General features: G+C 51.1%; 21 protein-coding genes. 9 read left to right on the top strand and 12 right to left on the bottom strand.

What is annotated here, in order from left to right:
* The 3 genes from DEF47_RS09285 to DEF47_RS09275 form a co-directional block, all read left to right on the top strand.
* Positions 1-834, top strand: an 834-nt coding sequence (locus DEF47_RS09285) for a hypothetical protein (RefSeq protein ID WP_287045098.1), incomplete at its 5' end; no start/stop codon positions are given.
* A gap of 89 nt (positions 835-923) precedes the next feature.
* The gene (locus DEF47_RS09280) at positions 924-1736 is read left to right on the top strand and encodes a hypothetical protein (protein ID WP_012190784.1); all 813 of its coding nucleotides are present in this window, start codon (positions 924-926) and stop codon (positions 1734-1736) included.
* 3 nt (positions 1737-1739) lie between these two features.
* Positions 1740-2132 (top strand): hypothetical protein, encoded by a 393-nt coding sequence (locus DEF47_RS09275; RefSeq protein ID WP_012190783.1) that lies wholly within the window; start codon positions 1740-1742, stop codon positions 2130-2132.
* 30 nt (positions 2133-2162) lie between these two features.
* Here DEF47_RS09275 and DEF47_RS09270 read toward each other — a convergent pair whose 3' ends face one another.
* Positions 2163-2723, bottom strand: a complete 561-nt coding sequence (locus tag DEF47_RS09270) for a hypothetical protein (RefSeq protein ID WP_012190782.1) — start codon at positions 2721-2723, stop codon at positions 2163-2165.
* 115 nt (positions 2724-2838) lie between these two features.
* On the opposite strand from DEF47_RS09270, the gene ppgK reads away from it, so the two are divergent.
* Complete coding sequence (gene ppgK, locus DEF47_RS09265) at positions 2839-3582, top strand: polyphosphate--glucose phosphotransferase (RefSeq protein ID WP_012190781.1); 744 nt, start codon at positions 2839-2841, stop codon at positions 3580-3582.
* Positions 3583-3607: 25 nt separating this feature from the next.
* Here ppgK and purB read toward each other — a convergent pair whose 3' ends face one another.
* The 5 genes from purB to DEF47_RS09240 form a co-directional block, all read right to left on the bottom strand.
* Positions 3608-4984, bottom strand: coding sequence for an adenylosuccinate lyase (purB, locus tag DEF47_RS09260; RefSeq protein WP_012190780.1), 1377 nt, complete (start codon positions 4982-4984; stop codon positions 3608-3610).
* Between the two features lie 324 nt (positions 4985-5308).
* Positions 5309-6289: an NAD(P)H-quinone oxidoreductase gene (locus DEF47_RS09255; RefSeq protein WP_012190779.1), complete on the bottom strand. Its 981-nt coding sequence runs from the start codon at positions 6287-6289 to the stop codon at positions 5309-5311.
* A 500-nt stretch (positions 6290-6789) separates the two neighbouring features.
* Entirely contained in the window at positions 6790-7296 is a 507-nt protein-coding gene (locus DEF47_RS09250; RefSeq protein WP_012190778.1) for an acyl-CoA thioesterase, read from the bottom strand.
* A complete protein-coding gene (locus DEF47_RS09245) occupies positions 7293-7757 on the bottom strand; it encodes an ABA4-like family protein (RefSeq protein WP_012190777.1) in 465 nt (154 codons plus the stop codon). Before DEF47_RS09245 ends, DEF47_RS09250 begins: the two co-directional genes overlap by 4 nt.
* Before the next feature lie 9 nt (positions 7758-7766).
* Entirely contained in the window at positions 7767-8699 is a 933-nt protein-coding gene (locus DEF47_RS09240) for a decaprenyl-phosphate phosphoribosyltransferase (protein ID WP_012190776.1), read from the bottom strand.
* 712 nt (positions 8700-9411) lie between these two features.
* Here DEF47_RS09240 and DEF47_RS09235 point away from each other — a divergent pair.
* The 4 genes from DEF47_RS09235 (at position 9412) to DEF47_RS09220 (ending at position 13513) form a co-directional block, all read left to right on the top strand.
* On the top strand, positions 9412-11697 hold the full coding sequence (locus DEF47_RS09235; protein ID WP_041304615.1) for an NYN domain-containing protein: 2286 nt from the start codon (positions 9412-9414) through the stop codon (positions 11695-11697).
* Positions 11694-12365 (top strand): phosphoribosylanthranilate isomerase, encoded by a 672-nt coding sequence (locus DEF47_RS09230; RefSeq protein ID WP_012190774.1) that lies wholly within the window; start codon positions 11694-11696, stop codon positions 12363-12365. The genes DEF47_RS09235 and DEF47_RS09230 overlap by 4 nt, the downstream gene beginning before the upstream one ends.
* Positions 12362-12721, top strand: a complete 360-nt coding sequence (locus tag DEF47_RS09225; RefSeq protein ID WP_012190773.1) for a Trm112 family protein — start codon at positions 12362-12364, stop codon at positions 12719-12721. The genes DEF47_RS09230 and DEF47_RS09225 overlap by 4 nt, the downstream gene beginning before the upstream one ends.
* A 75-nt stretch (positions 12722-12796) precedes the next feature.
* The gene (locus DEF47_RS09220; protein WP_012190772.1) at positions 12797-13513 is read left to right on the top strand and encodes a Nif3-like dinuclear metal center hexameric protein; all 717 of its coding nucleotides are present in this window, start codon (positions 12797-12799) and stop codon (positions 13511-13513) included.
* 141 nt (positions 13514-13654) lie between these two features.
* On the opposite strand, the gene DEF47_RS09215 is transcribed toward DEF47_RS09220, so the two are convergent.
* The 4 genes from DEF47_RS09215 to DEF47_RS09200 form a co-directional block, all read right to left on the bottom strand.
* A complete protein-coding gene (locus DEF47_RS09215) occupies positions 13655-14266 on the bottom strand; it encodes a hypothetical protein (protein ID WP_012190771.1) in 612 nt (203 codons plus the stop codon).
* Between the two features lie 14 nt (positions 14267-14280).
* A complete protein-coding gene (locus tag DEF47_RS09210; RefSeq protein ID WP_012190770.1) occupies positions 14281-17154 on the bottom strand; it encodes an SUMF1/EgtB/PvdO family nonheme iron enzyme in 2874 nt (957 codons plus the stop codon).
* Positions 17155-17268: 114 nt separating this feature from the next.
* Positions 17269-18738, bottom strand: a complete 1470-nt coding sequence (gene era, locus DEF47_RS09205; protein WP_012190769.1) for a GTPase Era — start codon at positions 18736-18738, stop codon at positions 17269-17271.
* Between the two features lie 29 nt (positions 18739-18767).
* Entirely contained in the window at positions 18768-19568 is an 801-nt protein-coding gene (locus DEF47_RS09200) for a DUF4230 domain-containing protein (RefSeq protein ID WP_012190768.1), read from the bottom strand.
* A 130-nt stretch (positions 19569-19698) separates the two neighbouring features.
* Between DEF47_RS09200 and DEF47_RS09195 the strand changes: the two genes are divergently transcribed.
* Positions 19699-19905 (top strand): hypothetical protein, encoded by a 207-nt coding sequence (locus DEF47_RS09195; protein WP_012190767.1) that lies wholly within the window; start codon positions 19699-19701, stop codon positions 19903-19905.
* A gap of 117 nt (positions 19906-20022) precedes the next feature.
* On the opposite strand, the gene DEF47_RS09190 is transcribed toward DEF47_RS09195, so the two are convergent.
* Together DEF47_RS09190 and DEF47_RS09185 are read right to left on the bottom strand one after the other, a co-directional pair.
* The gene (locus DEF47_RS09190) at positions 20023-21243 is read right to left on the bottom strand and encodes a TolB family protein (protein ID WP_012190766.1); all 1221 of its coding nucleotides are present in this window, start codon (positions 21241-21243) and stop codon (positions 20023-20025) included.
* A partial coding sequence (locus tag DEF47_RS09185; RefSeq protein ID WP_287045096.1) for a hypothetical protein occupies positions 21201-21418 on the bottom strand: 218 nt, incomplete at its 5' end. The genes DEF47_RS09185 and DEF47_RS09190, both read right to left, overlap by 43 nt.

Below are 21418 nucleotides of genomic sequence, written 5' to 3'. Positions count from 1 at the left end.
GGCGGCGGTGGTGGCGGCGGTAGTAGCACTGCTGGCGCAGGCGGCGGCGGTGGCGGTGGCGGCGGTGGTGGCAGCAGCCAAGAACCAATGTCAACCGAGCAAGTCTTCAATGATAAATACATGGGCGATTTGGTCGGCCAACAATTCCAAGGTGCTGGCAACCCTGAGTTGAACTCGGCCATGGAATTGCTGACCAGTGGCAATGCAACCCCTGAGCAAATTGAAGAAGCACTCAAGAAGATTGCCGCAGCTCGTGGCGTGCCATTAGAAAAAATTCAAGCCGACTATGGCAAGTTCCTTGAATTGCGCGAACAAGCTGCCAAAACCGGCGCAGCCAACGGCCAATCGGCTGTTGAAGCAATCAACCAAACCTTCCATGGCGATTTCATGGGCAGCACCTCAAGCTTGCGCTATGGTAAAGTCGTCGGCGATGTCTTGGGCATCGACCCAGTATTTGGTTCAATGCTCAATCCAAGCGGTGGCTTGGTTGGCCCTGGCAACAAAGCAATCGACTTAGGCGATTCACCAGTCAGCTATCACGGTGCTGTCCACGATGCTGCTGGCTACCTCTTCAACTACCACGATATGGGCCCAGGCTATAACTACCTTGGCTTGGAACGCCGCGACACGGCCAACCCATTGACTGGCCAAGAATCTGGTATTCGCTACTGGAACGAAAAAATGGGCAACACTGGCATCGGCGCAACCATTAGCAACGGCGCTGGGAGCTTGATTGGTAAAGCTCAAGATGCTGTCAACTGGTTTGGCGATGTCAAGCAAGATGTCCAAAATACCTGGAGCGGAGTCAAAGATTGGTTCTCCAAAACCTTCTAGGTAATCGATAAGATCAACAGTATAATGGGCAGTGGCTTGGACGTTGTTACAACGCCGATCCACTGCCCATTTCAGCAGGAGGCCATATTATGGCACAGACACGCGAATTAACCTACCCATTGCAGTTTAGTACGCCCCAACTCGCTTATCTTTTGGGTATGGTGCATGCTCAAAATTTAATCGGTGGCGATGATGCTGCGTTGTTTCCCGCCGATCCTGACCAACGCCAAGCTCAGTGGGATCAGGGGTTGGCTGAGTTACAAGCCGATCAGTGGATTGTTTGGGATGAGACTGCTGGCCATTATTCAATGACTGAGCCATTGATGATGGTGATTGCGACCTTGGCTGAACCCGATATTGTGGTGGTCAGTGAGTGGCATGCGCACCATAGTGGTCATCAAGGGGTGAGCCATTATTTCTCGCCCAGTGGTATCATCGAAATGAGTTTGGTTGGGAGCCACTATACCTTGGTGGCCTTGACTAATACTGAGGTGATGACTGAACGTTTGGCGCATAGCCTGGGCTACAAAGAACTCGACCAGCCTGATCTTGGCTTTAACTTCCCACGTGAATTAGTTGAGCAAGCCAAACAATACCCTGACCCACGTTGGTTGGCCCAACAAGGTCTCGCGCCTGAAGCCGCCCAATATTTTGCTGAAACCCTGCAAGCAACCGCTAGCCGTGGCACTGTGACGGTTTTACGCACACTTGAAGGCAAGGCAATTGGCATGCGTTTGGTGGGGGCATTGATTGGCGCAGGCGGTCAACAATGGCTGGCATTGCCACATCCCAATCAAACAATCGATTATTTTACCGCCACCACCGCTAATTTTATGGGCGTAACCAGTTCAATGATTAGCGAATTGCTCAACACGCCGATTGAAGAATTGGTGGCTGGCTAGCATATGCGATTCGTCCGTTTGTGGTGGTTATTCAGTCTGTTATTAATCAGCCTTGCTGGCTGTGGTGGGGATGACGTGAATAAAGTGCATATTCGAATTCGCAACGATAGCGAAGTGGATATCGAGAATTTTTGGCTGGGAGCTGGCGGGGTGGGCCAAAGCACCACACCCTATGGCCCAATCGATTCCGGCCATATTACCGAGTATCAAGCTCACGAGCCAGTGCTGGCCAACTATCGCAAGATGAATTTTGTCACGGTTGATGGCAAACAATATCTCGATGTGATTTACCCCGAAAAGCATGTTGGGACACCTGAGCTTGCGCCAGGTCACTACACATTTTCGTATGCGATCGTTGGCGATAAACCAGTTTTGACCTTGACCAAAGATCAATAAATTTGCTGCAAAACACCGTAGTTGAGTTAACTACGGTGTTTTTTTGGTAACTCGCCGCCAAATATACAGTAAACCTACCCCAACCAAAACTACAAAACTGCCATTCACAAACAACCATTTGCTTGCACTCAGCCATGGCGTTAGCCAATCGATAATCGGTGTGCGCTCAGGATAGCGACCCATCACCAGCGCTGCCCCACAATTTTCAGCATAATCGAGCACTAAACCAATCACTGGTACAAGGTTGAGCCAGCGCCAACGACTGTTGGGCTGAAAGCTGCGTTGGCCCAGCCAACTAATAGACGTGGCTAAAAACAGGGTGTAGGCCAAGGGCCAGATCAGGTCAAAGCTAAATCGCGCGGCAATGTATTCCGCCCGACCTTCAGCACCATAGGCCTCGGCAAAGCGATACAAATCGTCAGCCGAATACAAGAGACTACTATCAGGTGAGCCGATGCCTGCGCTATATTGCTGAGCTTTTTGGGCTTGTTGCGGCAAAACAAACCCCAAAAAAGTTATGAATATCGCCAGCCCAACCAATGCGACCCAACCCTTGCTCCACCGTTCAAGCCAGCCTGAAACTGTCTGCATTATGTTACTCCCAATTTAATGATCGTTGATTACTACGGCTCAATCAACGTTTTAGATGAAGTTTGGCGGCATAATCTGTGCTTGAACTGAGCAGACTAGCTTGCAGGAGCATGATATGCAGATTTTAGGCCTTGATATTGGCGGCACAGGCATCAAAGCGGCTCCGGTCGATTGTTCAACTGGCAAATTGTTGGCCGATGTAGAGCGCCGTGATACGCCTCAGCCTGCCACACCCGAAGCAGTACTTGAAGTCGCTCAAGAATTAGTCGAGCACTTTGCTTGGCAAGGGCCGATTGGTTGTGGTTTTCCAGCGGTAGTGCAACGTGGAATTGTGCGGACGGCCTCGAATATTGATCAACGCTGGTTACATTGCGATGTGGCAGCTCGTTTCAGCCAGCATTTTGATCGTCAGGTGACGGTGATCAACGATGCTGATGCTGCTGGCTTAGCCGAAATTACCTTTGGTGCTGGCCGTGAAGTGATGGGCACATTGCTGATGTTGACGTTGGGCACAGGCATTGGCACGGCGTTGTTTCATGATCACGATTTATTGCCCAATTTGGAGCTTGGCCAAATTAGTGTGCGCGGCAAACCAGGCCACGAGTGGGCCGCCGCCAGCGTGCGCGAAGAGCAAAACCAAAGCTGGGAGCAATGGGCGCAGGGCGTAGAGCTATTTCTGCAAACCATCGAAGTGATGCTCTGGCCTGATCTGATTATTCTGGGCGGTGGCGTGAGCAAAGATGCTGATCAATTTTTAGATCGAATTCGGATTCGCGCTAAACTTGTGCCTGCTCGGCTTACCAACGATGCGGGAATTATTGGTGCTGCTTTGTTTGCGGCTCAAATAAGCCCCGAATAATGTACTATTCGGGGCTAAAGCGCCATTAAATCTTCTTGCGGGCCAGTTTGGCGGCGAGGCCGATATAAGTTTCAGGCCGCAAAGCCCGTAATTCCTCGCGCACTTCGGGCCGCACCTCAAGCTCATCGATAAAGCTATGCAAATCTTCAAGCGTAATTTGGCGACCACGAGCCAGCTTTTTCATGGCTTCGTATGGCTCTGGGTAGCGTTCGCGGCGCAAAATCGTTTGAATTGCCTCGGTCAGAACTTCGGGATGCCCGGCTAATTCAGCGTAGGCTTTTTCGGTATTGAAGGCCAATTTGCGCAAGCCCTTGAGCAAACGTTGATAGGCAAACAAACTATGGCCAAAAGCCACGCCAAGATTGCGCAACACCGTGCTATCCGATAAATCGCGTTGCAGTCGCGAAATTGGCAACTTGCGGCCAAAAAACTCCAGCAAGCTATTGGCTAGCAATAAATTGCCTTCGGTATTTTCAAAGTCAATTGGGTTAACTTTGTGCGGCATGGTCGATGAACCAACTTCGCCCGCTACACTCGCTTGGCCAAACACCGAATCGGAAATATAGCGCCACATATCCTGTGAGAGATCCACCAGAATTGTGTTGACGCGGCGCAAGGCATCGCCAACCTCAACAATGCTATCGTGTGGCTCAATTTGGGTGCTCAGCAGGGTTGGCTCCAAGCCCAAAAACTTCACAAAGGCCGAGCTAAATGTAATCCAATCAACATCAGGAAAAGCAGCATAATGGGCAGCATATGTGCCAGTTGCCCCATTTAGTTTGCCAGTTAATCGAATGTGTAAAAGCTGTTCGATGCCCCGATTGACACGGGCGGCGAAAACCGCAATTTCTTTGCCCATGGTGGTGGGGGTGGCTGGTTGGCCGTGGGTTTTAGCTAATAAGGGTGCTTCGGCATGCTCAATTTGCATATCACGCAAGAGGCCGAGAATATTGCCCAAGGCTGGCAATAACACCACATCACGCGATTCTTGCACCATCAAGGCATAGGCTAGGTTATTGACATCTTCCGAGGTCAGGGCAAAGTGCACTGCCTCTTTGTATTGGCCAAGCCCAAGCAGATCGAGCTTTTCGCGCAGCCAATATTCAACTGCCTTCACATCGTGGTTAACTTTACGATCCCAGGTTGCGATTGCCACTGCATCATCGACGCTAAATTGGCGATATAAATTGCGCAAAGCTCCGGCCAGCTGCCCATCGATGCCTTCGATCAGGCCGATGCGTGGTGCTCGCGCCAAAAATAATAAATATTCAACTTCAACTCGCACGCGATAGCGCCATAACGCGGCTTCGCTAAAATGGCCACTAAGCGCCTCAACATCTTTACGATAGCGGCCATCAAGCGGCCCAATCGCCAGTAAAGCCTGTTGATTAATCTCGCTCATGAGAATCCTCACTATGGTTGGTAGAATTAAATACACTCCATTGTAGATCAAAAGTCAAAAGTTAGAGGGCAAAAATCAAAAGTAGGGCTTGGGGATCGGGTATTGGGGATCGGGGATCAGGTACGTTTTAAGCAAAAGGGGAGAGGGTTCAGTGACCAACGATCAGGGGTCAGGTGGGCTATGGAGTTCAAATCTGGCCCCACGCCCCTGAATCCTGACCCCTCGTCCTTAGCGGTCTTCGTGTTCTTCGTGGTTTCAGCCCTTCGTGCTCTGCGTGCTCTTTGTGGATCAAAATATGTTCTATGTTCTATGCTCTATGTTCTTCTAGGCTACGCGCAGCACAATTTTTCCGACATGCTGGCTTGATTCCAGCAAGCGATGGGCAGCACTGGCTTCAGCCAAATCAAACACCGCTTCAATGACTGGCTGAAATGTACCATCGGCAAAGCGTGGCAACACATCGGCCAGCATTTGTTGAGTTAGGGCTGCTTTGGCGGCAATCGGGCGGGCACGTAAGGTTGTGCCACAAACCGTCAAGCGTTTGAGCATCAATGTGCGTAGATCAAGCTCAGTTTGTGCTCCACCCATCGTTGCAATAATCACCAAGCGCCCGCCAACCCGCAAACTGGCTAAATTATCGTTGAAATAACTGGCTCCTAGCATATCCAAAACCACGTCAACACCTTGCTGCTCAGTCAGTGCTTGCACCCGTTCAGGCCAGTGTTCAGTTCGATAGTTGATGCCGGCAAACGCCCCTAATTCGCGGCAACGGGCAATTTTGGCCTCGGAGCCAGCAGTGATCAGTACTTCAGCGCCACGCCAACGCGCTAGTTGAATCGCCGCTGTACCGATGCCTGAACTGCCGCCATGCACCAACAAGCGTTCGCCAGCACTCAAACGGCCCCAATTAAACAAATTATCGTAGGCGGTCATCCACACTTCGGGAATCGCCGCAGCTTGTTCGTAGCTCAAATTTGCCGGAATTGGCATGGCTAGTTCAGCCGGAATCACCACTTGCTGCGCATAACCGCCGCCTGGCAACAAGGCACAAACGCGCGTCCCAAGCGCTGGAGCTGTAACACCCACGCCATGGCCAATCACCTCGCCGGCAATTTCTAGCCCCAAAATCTCTGAAGCTCCCGCTGGCGCTGGATACATACCACGACGCTGCAAAATATCGGCCCGATTGACGGCAGTCGCATACACCCGAATCAACAATTCGCCAGCTTGCGGCTGCAAATCGGCGATTTCGGCCAATTGCAACACATCAGCATCACCAGCCTGCTCAAATATAATTGCTTGCATAATTACCTCATCAAATGCTAAAAATACCCTCGCCCGCTGTGGGAGAGGGGTCTTTCAATGTTTAACAATGATTGAATGGATTCATCATCAATTGATATGCCCTCACCCCCTCGCCCTTTCAAGGGTAGGTTTTTACGATTGGTCTGCTGTGGCGCGTTCCCTCACCCCCTAGCCCCCTCTCCCGCCCAGCAGGCGAGGGGGAAGCCTTTCCTTTGATCATGAAGGTTTGAACGCCCCTCGCCCGCTGCCGTGGGAGCTAGTTCTTATAGGGATAGGGTTGATGCTTCGAACCAATAATTGTGTGGTTTATCGGTGGATGGTTGCCCATCACGGCATGCCCTTGAGGGGGGTGCAGGGGGATTAAAGCCCCCTGCGTTTCCCGCCTTGAGGCGGGACGGAAGGGTGGTGATCATCGATCCATAGCGATGGTCAATGATTTGGTTAAAAACCAGCCCTTGAAAGAAAGATGGATTGGGGTCAGGGCATGATTGCATCAATAGCTAAAACGTTAGTGGGTCGGCAGGAATTGGCGCATCGTTGGCTTTGAGTCGTTCGCTAATCAAGGCTTTGATCTTAGCTCCATGCTCCCAATCGGCCTGTTCGGTTGGCGTTTCGACCAACAAACGCGGAATCGCGGTTGGACGGCCATCAATTCCGACCGAAACCATCGAATAAAAGCCAGTCGTACACCAACGCCGCTCGCCCGAGATTGGATCTTCGGCCCAGGCATCGATCCGCACAATCAATGACGTTGTGCCCGTGTAAATCACTTTGGCCAACATATCGACCAAATCGCCATGATGAATTGGCGTGCGAAAATCGATGCGTTCAGTCGAAGCGGTAACAACTTGCTGACGGCAAAAGCGAATCGCTGCAATCGCCGCCGCACGGTCCATCATCGCCAATACCTCGCCGCCAAACATCGTGCCATGATTATTGGTTTGGCCAGGCAACACGATATCCGACATGCGAATTAACGGAGTTCGGCGGATTGGACGTTCGTTCATGCAGCACCTCGCAGGCGCAGCAACACCTGATAGTAGGCTAAGCCCAAGGGGCCGCTCATCAAGGTGCAAAGCAGCGCAGGCACAACCAACCAATGTGGAATTTGTTTCTCTTGGGCATCGCGCAAAATTGCCCGCCCAACGAAGAAATCAAAGACCAAATAATGCGTCCAGCCCGCAAATGTGCCTTTGGGGCCGCCTTCTTGAAATAGTTTGCCGATTGAATCGAGGGTTGGATTGAGCATCGAGCTAAAACTAAAGCCATTGCCCTCGTTTTCGACCAGTGCGCCACCCAACATGGCCGCGTAAAGCCCGCCCATCCCAATAAAAAAGCGATCATCGTTGATCACCCGTTGAGTCCAGCGCGAACGCGGTGCGCCGATCATCAACAGCCAGCCTGGAATAATCGCCAAATTTGCAAGGCGGAACAGGCGATCCAACCACGGTGAACGCGATGTTTGCATAACCAACTCCTATTGGCGAAAGATATAACTAATCGATACAACCGTTATGCCCCAAAGCACAATATCGGCCAACATTGGCAAATCCTTGAGCAATAACTCCTCAGGGCTGCCGCCTTCATCTTTTTTATAGACCAAGTAGAGATAGCGAAAAATGCCATAGATCACAAATGGCACGGTAATTAACATTAATGGGAAAGGACTCGTAGGTATATGGGGATTGGTTGGGTTGAGTGTATACAAAATATAGGCAATCAAGGTGCTGGCGGTAATCAGCGAAATCATCTCTTGCAATAGCTCGGTCGAATATTCATCGAGTACACGGCGATGGCTGCCAGCCCCAGTTTCGAGCAACACCAACTCATGGCGGCGTTTAGCGAGCGCCAAAAATAGCGATAGCAGACCAGTACAAATCAACAACCAAGGTGAAATATCGATGCCAAGCACTACCGCGCCCGAAACTGTGCGAAACACAAAGCCCGCCGCAATAATAAACACATCGAGAATTACCACATGTTTGAGTCGAAATGAATAGGCTAATTGCATCACCACATACACAGCCAAGATAATTGCGACCTCACGACTGAGCATCCAGGCCAAGGGCAAGCCGATAACCAAGAAAATCAGGGTTGCGACAATCGCGCTACTTGGGGCAAGATGGCCGCTCGCCAATGGGCGATAACGCTTTTTAGGATGATCACGATCCTTCTCAATATCGACCAGATCGTTGATCAAATAAATTGAGCTAGCGATCAAACACCACAAACCAAAGGTTGCGAGCACCCGTAGCAGGCTTTGCGGGTTGGTCAATAGCAGATCATTGGCAAAAATTAAGCCCGCAAACACAAAAATATTTTTGACCCACTGCTTGGGGCGCATGGTCAATAATAGATATTTAGGCATCTTTGAAAACTGAGGTTGAACCGCTTTATATGGCTGTTGCATACGAATAACTCTACTCCTTGAGCCTGACGAATCGGTTTCGCCTAGCGTTGATCATTCTACCTACCCATTGCATGTGCGTCAAACGTAACAGAGGGGATCGGTAGTTGGTTGTTGGGGGTCGGGAGCAATTGCTTAATCCGTTGATTGCTCCATACAATTCAGTGACCGATCCCCGATCCCCAATCCCTTACAAGGGTAAGTTTTAAGCTCCCTCACCCCCGACCCCTCTCCCACGGCGGCGGGCGAGGGGAGAGCCAGTGATCATGATCAAGGGTTTCCCCCTCGCCTCGCGGGCGGGAGAGGGGGCTAGGGGGTGAGGGCATCCACAGCGACTTCAGATCCCACCCAATCATTATTAAAACCTACCCTTGTAAGGAGGGGGCTAGGGGTCGGGGGCATGAACATCGACGGTGCATCCCACCCAATGATTGTTGAAAACCCACCCTTGAAAGATCTCCGATCCCCAGCTAACAAATTTAGGACTATACACAGCGCAATGATATGGTATACTAGCCGCGTTGAGTATCCCATGAGAGGCGATGCCGCCCACGCAATACATCATTCCAGCTGGTTTGATGTCGTCATTTGTCAAATTGTTTTGTCTAATTGTTGGCAGTTTTAAGTGGTAATGGGTGACCGTACTCGATCACTCGCCAGAATTAAATGGCATGCCACAACCAAAATGACTGCCCAGGAGCACATTGGAATCCCTATGAACAAACCCAAGCAGGATGTTGCGGTTTTTATCGACTTCGAGAACATTTATGTTTCAGTTCGAGAGAAGTTCGACGCTACCCCTAATTTCGAAGCTTTGATGGAACGTTGCGAGGACTATGGCCGTGTTGTAGTTGCTCGCGCTTACGCCGATTGGTATCGTTACCCACGCATTACCAGCGCTTTGTTTGCCAATAATATCGAGCCAATGTATGTGCCAACCTACTATTATGATAAGGACGAAGGTCGCATGGGCCGTCCGATCAAAAATAGTGTGGATATGCACATGTGTATCGATGCAATGCGCACGCTCTACACACGCACCAACATTGGTTCGTATATCTTTATCACTGGCGACCGCGATTTTATCGCCTTGGTCAACTGTGTGCGCCAAGAAGGTAAAGATGTGATTATCGTTGGCATTGGCGGGGCTGCCTCCAGCCATCTCGCTCAAAGTGCCGATGAATTTTTGTTCTACGAGCAAATTGTCGATATTCGCCCGATGGGTGGCCGTCGCAACGAGCGCCACGAAAAAACCTTCGAGCGGGTCGAGCGCCCTGAACGGGTTGAACGTAACGATCGTAGCGAACGCCCAGAACGCCCTGAACGCAGCGAACGCCCAGAACGGTCAGAACGTAGCGAACGCAATGGCCGCGATGATCGCCGCCGCGAACGCGAACGCCCTGAGAAGAATGCCGAGCCAACTTTCGAGCGGCTTGATTCACGTTCGGAGAAAACAGCCGAACCACGGGTTGAAAAGCCCGCTGAAAAAGCTCCCGAAATTGTGGTACGGCCAGCACCAAGCACCGCGCCAGTCGTGGCAACCACCCCCAGCAATCCCGATGCGGCAATTTATGATAAGTTGGTTGAGGCCTTGCACTTAGCGCGGAAACGTGGCTATGTGACTTCATTTGGCTCGCTCAAGGTGCTGATGAAAGAACTGCTGCCCAACTTCAAAGAAAGTCGCTATCGCGATGCTCAAGGCAAGCCGTTCACCAAATTTACCGATTTTGTGCGCGAAGCCGAACGACTTGGCAAGATTCAAATCTTCACCAGCGGCACAGTTAACGAAGTCTTCTTGCCCGATGAAGATCCTTACAAGCTTTCGCAATTTGCTGAAGATTTGCCCTCAGTTGAGGCCGAACGCGAACTCGAACAAGAGCTTGAGTTGCAAGCCGAATCGATCGCCCCAATCACGATTGAAACAATTGGCATCGCCGATGAGCCGATGGAATTGGCCGATGGCGAAGAAGTTGCCCCAAGCAGCGAACGTGGCGACCGCAATGGCCGTCGTCGCCGCCGCCGTGGCAGCAGCCGCAGCGAACAACCAGCCGTCGATGTGCTGCCCGAAGAGTTGAGCGAAACAATCCTTGTACCAGCACCAACCGAAGGTTTCAGCTTTGGCGAACGTGAATGGCAGTTGTTCTATCAGGTGATGGGCGTGTATAGCGAGCCAGTGCCATTCGCCGATATCTTTAACGATCTTCGCGAAATGCGCAACACGGCTGAGCTTGATCTGACCAATAATGCCTTGAAGGAATTGATCAAACAAGCGATCAACGAAGGCAAAGTCCAGCGCTCAAATCGTGGAGCCAAAGCCCACTATCGCTTGGTGCTCAACCCTGAGCAGTTTGATGGTGCAATAACAACCTTCGAGCCAAGCGATCTTGAAGCCTTTGATGATGGCCCAAGCTTGCCTGACCTGGTTGATGAAGAACCACGTTTGTTGCCAGCCATGATCGGTGGCCAAACCATCGCGATTGACGATGATTACACTGCGCCAATCGATGAAGTGGCCTTGCCCGAAAGCTTTGAAGAACAGCCGTTGCCTGAAAGTGATGCCGATTATTCGTTTGCCGAGCCAATCGAGTATGAAGCACCTGTGGCAACCTCAACCGCAGCGATCAAGCCGCGTAAGCCCAGCCGCCGCCGCAAATCGATTGTGCCGCTGAGCGTGGCCGAAGCGATTGCTGCCAGCGTCGCCAATGATCCAGCGCCTGAGCCAGCGGTTGAAGTGGAAGCTGTAGCTGAGCCTGTCGCCGAAATCGTCAGCGAACCAATCGCAGAACCTGTGGTTGAAGCAGTGACTGAGGAAAAGCCCAAAAAGCGGGGTGGCCGCCGGAAAGCTGCCGAGCCAGTTGAAGTCGTCGAAGAAAAACCTAAGAAAACCACTCGCCGCAAAAAGGCCGAGCCAGTCGCTGAAGCTCCAGCTCCAGTCGAGCCAGCCAAAAAACAACCACGTCGCCGTAAAAAGGCCGCCAGCGAAACTGGAGAAGAAGCATGAGTTGGCCTGAACAGGCCATTAAAATCTGTGGTGTGCGTAGTGTCGAAGCCGCTGTTACAGCGGCTTTGGCAGGCGCAGACCTAATTGGCATGATCTTCGCTCCCAGTAAACGCCAAATCCAGCCAAGCTTGGCGCTTGAGATTGTTCAGGCGGTGCGGGCAACTGCCATGCCATGTCAATTGGTTGGGGTGTTTGCCAATGCCAGCGCCGCCGAGATTAATCAGCTGGCGCAGCAGGTTGGCCTCGATCTAGTGCAGCTTAGCGGCGATGAAGATCCAACGATCGTCAATGAAATCCAATTCCCAATGCTTAAAGCTGTCCGTTTAACCAATCAAAATAATGAGCAAGCGTGGTATGATATAGCCCAAAGCCATCAACACGTGCGCTTGGTGGTCGATGCTCATGTGCCAGGCTCATATGGTGGGGCTGGCGTGTTGGCCGATTGGTCAGCCGCTGCCCAATTGGCCCAAACAACGCCCTTATTACTGGCGGGCGGGCTAGAACCAAACAATGTGGCTCAAGCAATTCAAGCAGTTGCCCCATGGGGGGTCGATGTCAGTAGCGGCATCGAAACCGCTGGCATCAAAGATCTAACCAAAATAACTCAATTTGTGAAAACCGCGCAGCAAGCCTTGGATGCGCTGCGTGTTGCTAGGAGGAATTCATGAAATTTGGTAAATTGTTGCGCTTCGGTATCATTGCTGGTGCAGGAGCCTTGGTTTATCGGGTTTATAAACAATATAAGGCGGATCAAGCATTTGAGTTGGCTCCGGTCAGCAATTTAGGCTCAAACACCACCGCCGTCAGCGCCAGCAGCACCAAACGATCAATCAGCCCCGAGTTGCTGGAAATCTTGGCTTGCCCAGTCGATAAAAAACCAGTCGAATTGTATACCGATGCAAGCGGCAAAGAATGGCTGCTCAACCCACGCAACGGTTATCGCTACCCAATTGAAGATGGGATTCCGATTATGTTGATCGATGAAGGCGAAAAGCATAAAGATACCAGCCTGATTCGCGCCTAATTTGTCCAGCGTGGAACCCTATTACGGAAGGGAAGCCCTCCGGGCTTCCTTTTGTTGTTACTTGGAGTCTGGATCATGCCAAACCTCGCTGAACTTTCGACCTTCTTACAAACCATCTTAGAGACCGAGTATTTTCCAAGTGAAGAACGGGGTACGATCTATATTTCGTCGGTGCGGCCTATTCGCCGCATGGGCTTTGCGCTCGATCCATGGCCAACCTTGCCATCATGGCTTGAACACGAAGATCTCGACGCGATCTTTTTACATCGCCCGCAACAACTTGATCGTGATACGGTGCCGCCAACCCGTGGGGTGCTCTATGCTGGCGCACCATTCGACGAGCGCTTGACGATTGGCTTTGTGCCACGCATGGCTGAAGTTTTGGGCTTGCGCGGGCGCTCACCTATGGCCGATAAAAGTGGCCGTCCTTTGGGCATGGTCGGCGATCTGCCCAAGCCTGTAACGACTGCCGAATGGCGACGACTTGTCATGGATATGTATGGCGGGGTCGATGAGGTTTGGGAAAATAATGTTCAATCGATCCGTAAGGTTGCGATTGTCAACCAAATTACCCCAACCCTCGTGCAAGAGGCCGCAAATCGTGGCGCTCAGGCCTTCCTCACGCCAATTCTGCGCGAATCAGCCCAAGCTAGCTGTCGCGCCAACAATATGGCTGCCTTCAGCACTGGCATCAAACGAGCTGAACATTGGGGCTTACGCACCCTCGCAGGCATGATCCGCGAGCGCTGGGCGGGCGTGCGCACGGCGATTTTTGAAGATCGCGGCCAGTAAGATTTTTGAAATGTGAATCTTTTCATGGCCCTCACCCCAACCCCTCGCCCACTGCGGCGGGCGAGGGGCGTTCCAATCGTCATGATTCCCCCGCTCCTCGCGTGCGGGAGTGGGGGCTAGGGGGTGAGGGATCTTTAATAATTATCGCAACAACGCTAATAATTGACTGACCTCAGGATATTGGGCAAATTCTTCTAAATCGGCACGAGCTTGTTGGATTAAGCGCTGTGGATCGTTGCCATTGCGCTGAGCTTTGAGCGCATCGCCCACCGCCACCTCTGCATCGCTCAGGGCATGGCGAAATGGGCTACGTTGGCTACGAGCCATCGGCAATAAATGCTGAATCATATCGGCTGCTTGTTGCAGGCTTGAAGCAGCTTGGCCATTTTGTTGATTTACCGTAATTGTGCCCGTATTAACTCCTGCAACCACTCCATACACCGAGCTATTGTTGAGATTAACCGTGCCAGTATTTTGAATTGGCGCTTGCTGGCGATAATGCTCAAGCACCGCCTGCAATGAAGCTCCCCGCGCAGGATCAGTTTGATGGTTGTGGCCACGTTGCCCCAGCACCAGATTAATTTGCTCGATCATCGCTTGGGTCTGGCTGATTTGGGCCTGGGTTTCGGCAGGCACGCTACCAGCACCCCATTGTCCAGCCTGTTGCGCCAGCATGCTCAAATTTTTGCGATGCTGCTCACGTAAATCATACAAATTTTGGGTGCTCATTTGCTCTAACATTGAAAGTTGCATAAATCTCAGTTCCTTTATTCGGCGTGGCCGATAATCAAGCGCACACCAATATTTGGGCCATGGCTAAATGGGCGATGCTGTAAGCGCGAACGACAACGCGCAAAATAGCGATTATGAAACCACGAACCACCACGCACAGCGACCATCAAATCGCGATGTTGCAAACGGCGATTACGCGTGGTTTGTGGTTCAAGTTCAGGGTCGCGATTGATGCTATTAGTCCATTCGCAAACATTGCCGGCTAAATCCATTGGGCCATCGCTCCAGGTGCCATAGGGAAACATACCAACCGGAGTTGGTTGCTCAAGCTCGCTTTCACTGGTGTTGGCATGATCGTTGCGCCATTCATCGCCCCACGGGTATTCGCGCTCACTATGTTGGCTGGCGGCGAGTTGCCATTCAGCCTCACTCGGCAAACGTACCACCAAATTTGGCCCAAGCGCATCAAGTTGAGGCCGCAGTTGCACCGTGAGCCAAGCACAAAAGGCATTCGCTTCGTACCAATTCACTCCAACAATTGGCTGAGTTGGGTGATTGAAACGCTCGTTATGCCATAAATCGGGCAAGCGGCGCGGAGCCGCCCACGGTGGCAAACCATGTAGCCACGATGGATCACCGCGTCGCCAATGCCGCGCATCGTCGTTCTGCCACCACTGATCATCCAAATACCCACGGGCAGCAATAAATTGGCTATACTCAAAGTTGGTCAGAAGATAGCGGCTCATCCAAAAGCGCTCAACGCTATAGGTTTGGGGGCGTGAATGAGGATCTTCCAGCTCAACGCTGCCAGCATGAATGCAAACAACCCGCTCAGTCAGCGCAATGAGTGCGCCATCTTCGCCAATAAAGCGGGTATCGCCAATTGCGCCCAGCACTAAGGCCGCCCGCAAACGAGTGGGGAAGGCGATGCGTGGTGGTGCCCAACGGCGCACGCCTCGGCTACTGCCACTCAAGCCGCCAATATTTTTGAGATGATTGACTGCTTGCTGCCATAAATTGCGCCGCCCAGCGCTAGCAACTTTGGCTTTGCCAATCGCCAAAAGCAGGTGCGAGCCTTGCACCTGTTCATCGGGCATACCACCCAATAAATCTTGAATCACCCCAAAAATGAAGCTTTGCTTTTGAATGTAAGGGGCAAAATTGGCCATGTAGTGCAAGCAAACCCGCCAATGCTCGCTGCCGGCCCGTTCAATACATTCGTCGTGGCGCTCTTGATTGAGCAAATACATGCCTGCCAAAAATTGCTGAAACAAGCGATGGGCAAAATCATAATGTGGATTATCTTGCTGATTATTGCTAGCCTCTTGCAATAAGCCATTGCTATTGATCAAGCGCAAGGTTGCGTTGCCAACCGCCTGCGCAAGCATATGAATTTGATTGGGATGCGGATAGCGATCGCTATAATAGCGCTGCACCACCATATTGATTTGCTGCAAACTAAGCAACGCTTTGCCTTGAATTTCTTCTTGACTATGGGCATAATAGCCTAACAATGCAACCAAGTCATACAAATCTTCAAGTGAAACGGCGATGGCCTCAGGCGCACGGCGTTTAAGCAATTCGTCGATACAAATGTGTAGCAATTTGCCTTCGCTTTCAGGCAAATCAGTGTGCACCATATTCACGTGCACGGTCAGCGCCAAGAGTAACGGCGTGCGTGTCAGTTCATGCAACATCCCCGATTTCGTCAACTCGGCATGCAGTTTGGCATGCTTTTTACGAATGCTGACAATATCAGCGTGTGAGGCATGCAAGCGTCCCAATTCGCTATAGTAATTGGTGATATACACATGCTGCGCGGTTAGGTCAAACGGCATCAATTGAATTGTCGGCCAATCGTAGAGCTGGCGCGAGGGAAACGGCGGTGGCAGCGGATGCTCATAATCAAACACCCGACATGTGACAATAATTCGGCTTTTGTGAAACATGCGTTGAGCATGCTCGATACAGCGTTTGACGGCAGCCAGATGTTCGGGCTGCACTTCATCAAGTCCATCGAGCAGCAACAAGCCATTGCCATTGGTCAATAATTCTTCAATTGCATCTTGCAGCCGTTGTTGGCGCTCAACTTCGATCCGCTGAAAGCCAACATCGCTATTGATGGCACGTTGGCCAAACCGTCCAGCCAATTGCAATTCGGTCACGACTTCCCAAAAAGCGTCGGCAGTTTGTTGCTCAGGGTCGGCTGGTGGTTGCACATGTTTCAGTCGCACCCGCACTGGCACAAGTTTGGTGTGCATCCAGCCTTGGCTATGCAAAAATTCAGCTTTGCTTGGGTCGAGCAATGCCGCCGCTTGAGCCGAAGCCAGATACGACACCACCGTCGTTTTGCCGCCACCAGGCACGCCCAAAATCACCGAACGCTGATGTTGAATTTGGTTGAGCGCCTTGAGAATCGAATCTTGCAATTGCGGGCGTGGCTGTGAGCTACCCAGCAGCAGCGATTGCAACAAGGCATCGCCTGCAATCGGCCCATAAAAATCGGCTTGCAGCATGGTAAACACCCGCTGCAACGACATACGCTCTTGATCGCTATCTTGGACATCAGTGCCCAGCACTAAGCGATCAGCATTGCCCTGAACATGAGCTAGATAGTGCAAAATCAATTGATCGGTGCGTTCGCCAGTGCTCAAGGGCGCATTAAAAACTTGGTTGATCCAAACATGACCAAGGTTGGTCATCACACTGGAACCATAAACTTGGCCTTGGGTAGCGGCGGGGGCTGGTGGTTCGAGCACAGCGGCAGCTTGTTGAGCCAACAAACTTAGTTGGTGTTGATGTTGCCCAATCATCTGATCAAGCGCCTCGATCAAATCTTGGTCGCTTTCTTGGGCACGGCGGGCTTGTAAATTAATAATTTTCTGACGGATTCGCTCAACATCGTGCATAGGCCGCCTCATGGATTACAAAAAAATACCATACATTGTAGTATGGCATAAAATACCTCAAACGGGGGATGTATATCCCCCGCCATTTGTCCATAAAGGGTTAGCCTATAGGGGTTAATCCCTGAAGAATTTCACGTCGTAGCCGAGCCAACGTAGCTCGTTAGGCTTTTGTCGCCAATTCTCGCGCACCTTAATCCAGAGGTCGAGATAGATTTGGCGGCCAAGTGAGCGCTCGATTTCAAAGCGTGAGGTTGCGCCAATTTTGCGTAGCATCGAGCCACCCGCACCAATGATGATGCCTTTTTGTGAATCTTTTTCGACCGAAATATTGGCTCGAATATAAACAACCTTGCCGCGATCTTCCCATTCTTCGACTTCAACTGCGATTGAATGGGGAATTTCTTCCTCGGTGTTGAGCATGACTTTTTCGCGAATCATCTCGGCAACCAAACTGCGCTCGGACACATCGGAAAGTTGGTCTTCGGGGTAGAGTCGATGGCCAACCGGCAAGCGCTGAACAATTTCGGCCAGCAAGGTTTCCATGCCCAATTTATCACGGGCCGAAACCGCCACTTCCATCTCCCACGGCGCGAGGTCGCGATATTCTTGCAGATGCTTATCGGCTTCATCAGTCGCATCGACTTTGTTGAGCACCAAAATATGCGGCTTGCGTGAGAGCAAGACCATCTGGGCAATTTCACGATCCATGCGGTTGGGTGGCACGGTAATATCGACCATAAAACAGATCACATCGGCATTTGGTACGGCACGTTTGGCTACATCGACCATAAAGTTACCAAGCTTATGGCGTGGCTTGTGAATCCCAGGCGTATCCACAAAAATAATCTGGGCATCGGGGCCGTTGAGAATCCCACGCACAGGCACGCGGGTAGTTTGCGGTTTTGGCGAAACAATCGAGACTTTTTGACCAAGATAGGCATTCAATAACGTTGATTTGCCAACGTTGGGCTTGCCAACCAAGGCCACAAAACCGCTATGCACTTCCTGATCGGTCGGTAGCAAGGGCTTGGGCAAGTTTGGGTTGAGTTTGATTGGCTGATGAACGGCTGGTCTAGCTTCGTCCTCGTCCTCAGCCGTGGGTTCAGGTTTGACCTCAAGTTTGGCAGCTGCTTGCTCGTCGTCAGCATCTTCATCAGCCTCAAACTCGTCGTCGGACTCTTCATCGAAGGCTACCAGCCATGGATTGAGCACTTCAAGGCGTTCGTTGAGACCAAATTCGATCATCGCTTGAACTTCAAGGCCCAAAGCGCGGCCTTTGCGATCAAGGTCAACAATTGCGTCGTAGGGCAACTCTTCGGTTGCAGCAACAACGTGCTGACCAAAGCTGAGGGTTAATTGCTGGGCTGCCTCGTCGTAGCTTAATTCTTCAAAGCCTTGGGCATATTGCAAAAAGCTCTTTTTCGGTGCTGAAGCCAATTGCAACCGCACGCCAACAATCTGCCCAGCAGCATCTAATAAAAAGACCCCTGGAATTTCCAGTTGGCTGGCATCGTCGCCTTCGTTAATATCGGTAAAGTAGGCGTATAACGCCCGTGCATCAGCATCAAAAGTAAGTTCTAACATAACTCCATCAAATTCTAGTGTTAAGCACTTTAAGGTTTAATTGGAACAGCGGTTCCGGAAAGACTACCACCACTATTGGTTGGTGTTGGCGCAACGCTGGGTTGAGCGGTGCTATTAGTTGGGACATTGGCTGGCGCGGTTGGTTCAATGGCATTGGGCTGTTGGGTAGCCATTTGATTGGCACTACCAGCACAATCGCCAACTTTGCTCACAATCACCGTCACGTTGGTATAGTCAACGGCATAGAGCAAATCGCTGACATTTTTTTGCGCTTCAACCGCAGCCCGGTCAAGCACCCCGCTTTCGCAAGCACTGGTGATAATTGATTGTTCGGCGAAAGTTCGGGCATCACTTTCAAGATTGATATCACCACGACTCAGCCAACCCTGTTCACGATCATAGACTCGGGTGCTTTGATTATCTAGGCGCGAGTAGATGATGCGGGCTGGTGGTAAGGTGATTTTAATCGATTTGCCATCGATCTCAATCTGATCATCGCTAAGCTGGCTCATATCAATGCCAGCAGCAACTTCGCCACGGGCTTGCAATAAAATCCGATCACCGTAGAGCAATTCTTGGAAGAAATTGCCTTCTTTACGAGCTTCAATCAATTGATCAGCTTGATAAGAAAAGGTAATCCACTCGTCGCGAGCACGGAGTTGTTGCACAATCGCTGGGCCTTGGGCGTTGTTGACAGCCTCAGGCTGGCGAAACCACATGCCAATTGGGTCAAACATGCCCGTAATTGAAAGCACAACCATTATCCCAAGTGCTCCGATGAGCAGAAAAAACAAACTACTCATACAACCAGAGTTGCGTTGACGATACATCTAGGAGCCTCCTTCGGTGAAGCTCAATCATTAAGGTACTTGTTAGTATAGCCGAAAAATGCTGGCGTGGTGCATTTTCTGCTATAGCTTGCACTATAAACATTGTGATAGTTGCATTTAGGAGTATGTTATGAGTGAGCCATTATTTAAAGATGCTGATGAATTTGAGCGAACCTATGTTGGCGAACAAGCATCCGACGCTACGGTTGTGCCACCAGTTGCAGCCAACCCAGCCTTTGAACATGGCACGATGCCAACTCCGCCGCTGTATGTTGATCGCGATGGCTTGCACGCTGCGCCGGTAACTCTCGATGAGCCAGCAAAGCGTGATGATTGATGATTTCGCTCACCCCCAACCCCTCGCCCGCCACAGCGGGCGAGGGGAGTTTTCGGATTTCATGATTTGTGGTTCCCCTGCTTCATGTACCTAATAAGAGGTGAGGGCATTATGAATTCACTGATCTAAGGTCGTTGCCCACTGCATATTAGCCCCGCTCAAGGCCAAATTAGCCACTGGGCTAGCATTACTCGGAACCCATTGGAGTTGAGTTTCGGCCATCATCGAAGGCACAATCACTGCCCCGCTGCCATCAGGCGACCACAACACACTGCCAACCGTTTGGCTATCTTGGCGCAAAGCTCTAATTGTGCCATCAAGCCCAACTTGGCTCAAGGTCAAAGGAGCCGAAATCTGCATAGGATCGCTGCTATTGACTGTGCCCACAAAGGCGAGGTGACTCCCATCGGGCTGCATGAAAACACTCGAAACTGGCTGAAATGGCTCAACATTATCGCCATCGATCAAGGCCTTCGATTCGCCAGTGCTCGGATTGATATGCCACCAGCCGGTTGGAAACATACCAAATGCTTCGTTGGTGACATTGATTGCACTGCCATCTGGCTCCCAAGCAGCATGGCAACATGGATAATTGCCATCAATCGTAATCGTTAATGGCTCAGATGTGGCTAAATCAAACAAGACCAAATTGCCACCCTCGGGCACAAAACCAGCATTAGCTAGAATAGTTGTCCCATCGGGCGACCAACTGTTGGGGCCATACAATACCGAGTAATCGTAAATGTCGGCAAGCGCTGAATCGCTGCTACTGGTGTGAGGTTGCAGCATGGTTTGTTCGCCAGTGATCAAATTGTAGATTTGCAAACCGCCCCATGAAAAGGCGATCGAACTGCCATCAGGCGACCAGCGTGGCGTATTCAATTGATCGCGATGCATAATGTTGGTATCAGCCTGTGGGTTAATCGTTGGGCCATCTACCAAAATTTGGCGATTTTGACCCAAGCCATCAACCAAAATCAGGTCATTATCGGCAATGTAGGCAATTTGGCCAAGCGTGCTGACATGATAATCAAACACACCATTAGGTTCGTTTGTGATTGAGGTGAGGGTGTTGCCATCAGTTTCTAGGCGCATAATTTGCACACCATTGGGCTGCGACGAAATCGCATACAACGGCTGGGGCAGGAGTTCGCTCATCACTTCAGGGCTTGGGGCCATCGTTGCCGCCACAGTGGGAATAATTGTTGCTGCTGGTAGACTAGTAGGCTCAACGGCAATCACATTGGTGGTTGGTTGGAGTTGGCTCGTGGGCGTGGTAGCGCTGCTACAGCCAACTAAGCCAAGTAATAAACACGCCAACCCTCGACGATAACGCATCGGTATACTCCTATTTCTTCAAAATCCAGAGAAATCGATGCTATCAAAGGTTGTTGCTGCTTGTCAATCAGCCATTTGTTGGTTTGAAAGGCTTTTAGATTGTTGATATATTTTGCTTCGCCACCCTTCCGTCCCTCCACCGGAGGGAAACGCAGGGGGTTTTCATCCCCCTGCA

The sequence above is a fragment of the Herpetosiphon sp. genome, assembly GCF_003512625.1.
Classification (GTDB): Bacteria; Chloroflexota; Chloroflexia; order Chloroflexales; family Herpetosiphonaceae; genus Herpetosiphon; species Herpetosiphon aurantiacus.
Note: the sequence above shows the minus strand (reverse complement) of the source record. Positions and strands in the feature narration are given on the sequence as shown.

Bases quoted from the DNA above. Each gene is read 5' to 3' on its own strand.
- DEF47_RS09280 (WP_012190784.1), top strand. From the start codon at position 924: ATGGCACAGACACGCGAATTAACCTACCCATTGCAGTTTAGTACGCCC.
- DEF47_RS09275 (WP_012190783.1), top strand. From the start codon at position 1,740: ATGCGATTCGTCCGTTTGTGGTGGTTATTCAGTCTGTTATTAATCAGC.
- DEF47_RS09270 (WP_012190782.1), bottom strand. From the start codon at position 2,723: ATGCAGACAGTTTCAGGCTGGCTTGAACGGTGGAGCAAGGGTTGGGTC.
- ppgK (WP_012190781.1), top strand. From the start codon at position 2,839: ATGCAGATTTTAGGCCTTGATATTGGCGGCACAGGCATCAAAGCGGCT.
- purB (WP_012190780.1), bottom strand. From the start codon at position 4,984: ATGAGCGAGATTAATCAACAGGCTTTACTGGCGATTGGGCCGCTTGAT.
- DEF47_RS09255 (WP_012190779.1), bottom strand. From the start codon at position 6,289: ATGCAAGCAATTATATTTGAGCAGGCTGGTGATGCTGATGTGTTGCAA.
- DEF47_RS09250 (WP_012190778.1), bottom strand. From the start codon at position 7,296: ATGAACGAACGTCCAATCCGCCGAACTCCGTTAATTCGCATGTCGGAT.
- DEF47_RS09245 (WP_012190777.1), bottom strand. From the start codon at position 7,757: ATGCAAACATCGCGTTCACCGTGGTTGGATCGCCTGTTCCGCCTTGCA.
- DEF47_RS09240 (WP_012190776.1), bottom strand. From the start codon at position 8,699: ATGCAACAGCCATATAAAGCGGTTCAACCTCAGTTTTCAAAGATGCCT.
- DEF47_RS09235 (WP_041304615.1), top strand. From the start codon at position 9,412: ATGAACAAACCCAAGCAGGATGTTGCGGTTTTTATCGACTTCGAGAAC.
- DEF47_RS09230 (WP_012190774.1), top strand. From the start codon at position 11,694: ATGAGTTGGCCTGAACAGGCCATTAAAATCTGTGGTGTGCGTAGTGTC.
- DEF47_RS09225 (WP_012190773.1), top strand. From the start codon at position 12,362: ATGAAATTTGGTAAATTGTTGCGCTTCGGTATCATTGCTGGTGCAGGA.
- DEF47_RS09220 (WP_012190772.1), top strand. From the start codon at position 12,797: ATGCCAAACCTCGCTGAACTTTCGACCTTCTTACAAACCATCTTAGAG.
- DEF47_RS09215 (WP_012190771.1), bottom strand. From the start codon at position 14,266: ATGCAACTTTCAATGTTAGAGCAAATGAGCACCCAAAATTTGTATGAT.
- DEF47_RS09210 (WP_012190770.1), bottom strand. From the start codon at position 17,154: ATGCACGATGTTGAGCGAATCCGTCAGAAAATTATTAATTTACAAGCC.
- era (WP_012190769.1), bottom strand. From the start codon at position 18,738: ATGTTAGAACTTACTTTTGATGCTGATGCACGGGCGTTATACGCCTAC.
- DEF47_RS09200 (WP_012190768.1), bottom strand. From the start codon at position 19,568: ATGTATCGTCAACGCAACTCTGGTTGTATGAGTAGTTTGTTTTTTCTG.
- DEF47_RS09195 (WP_012190767.1), top strand. From the start codon at position 19,699: ATGAGTGAGCCATTATTTAAAGATGCTGATGAATTTGAGCGAACCTAT.
- DEF47_RS09190 (WP_012190766.1), bottom strand. From the start codon at position 21,243: ATGCGTTATCGTCGAGGGTTGGCGTGTTTATTACTTGGCTTAGTTGGC.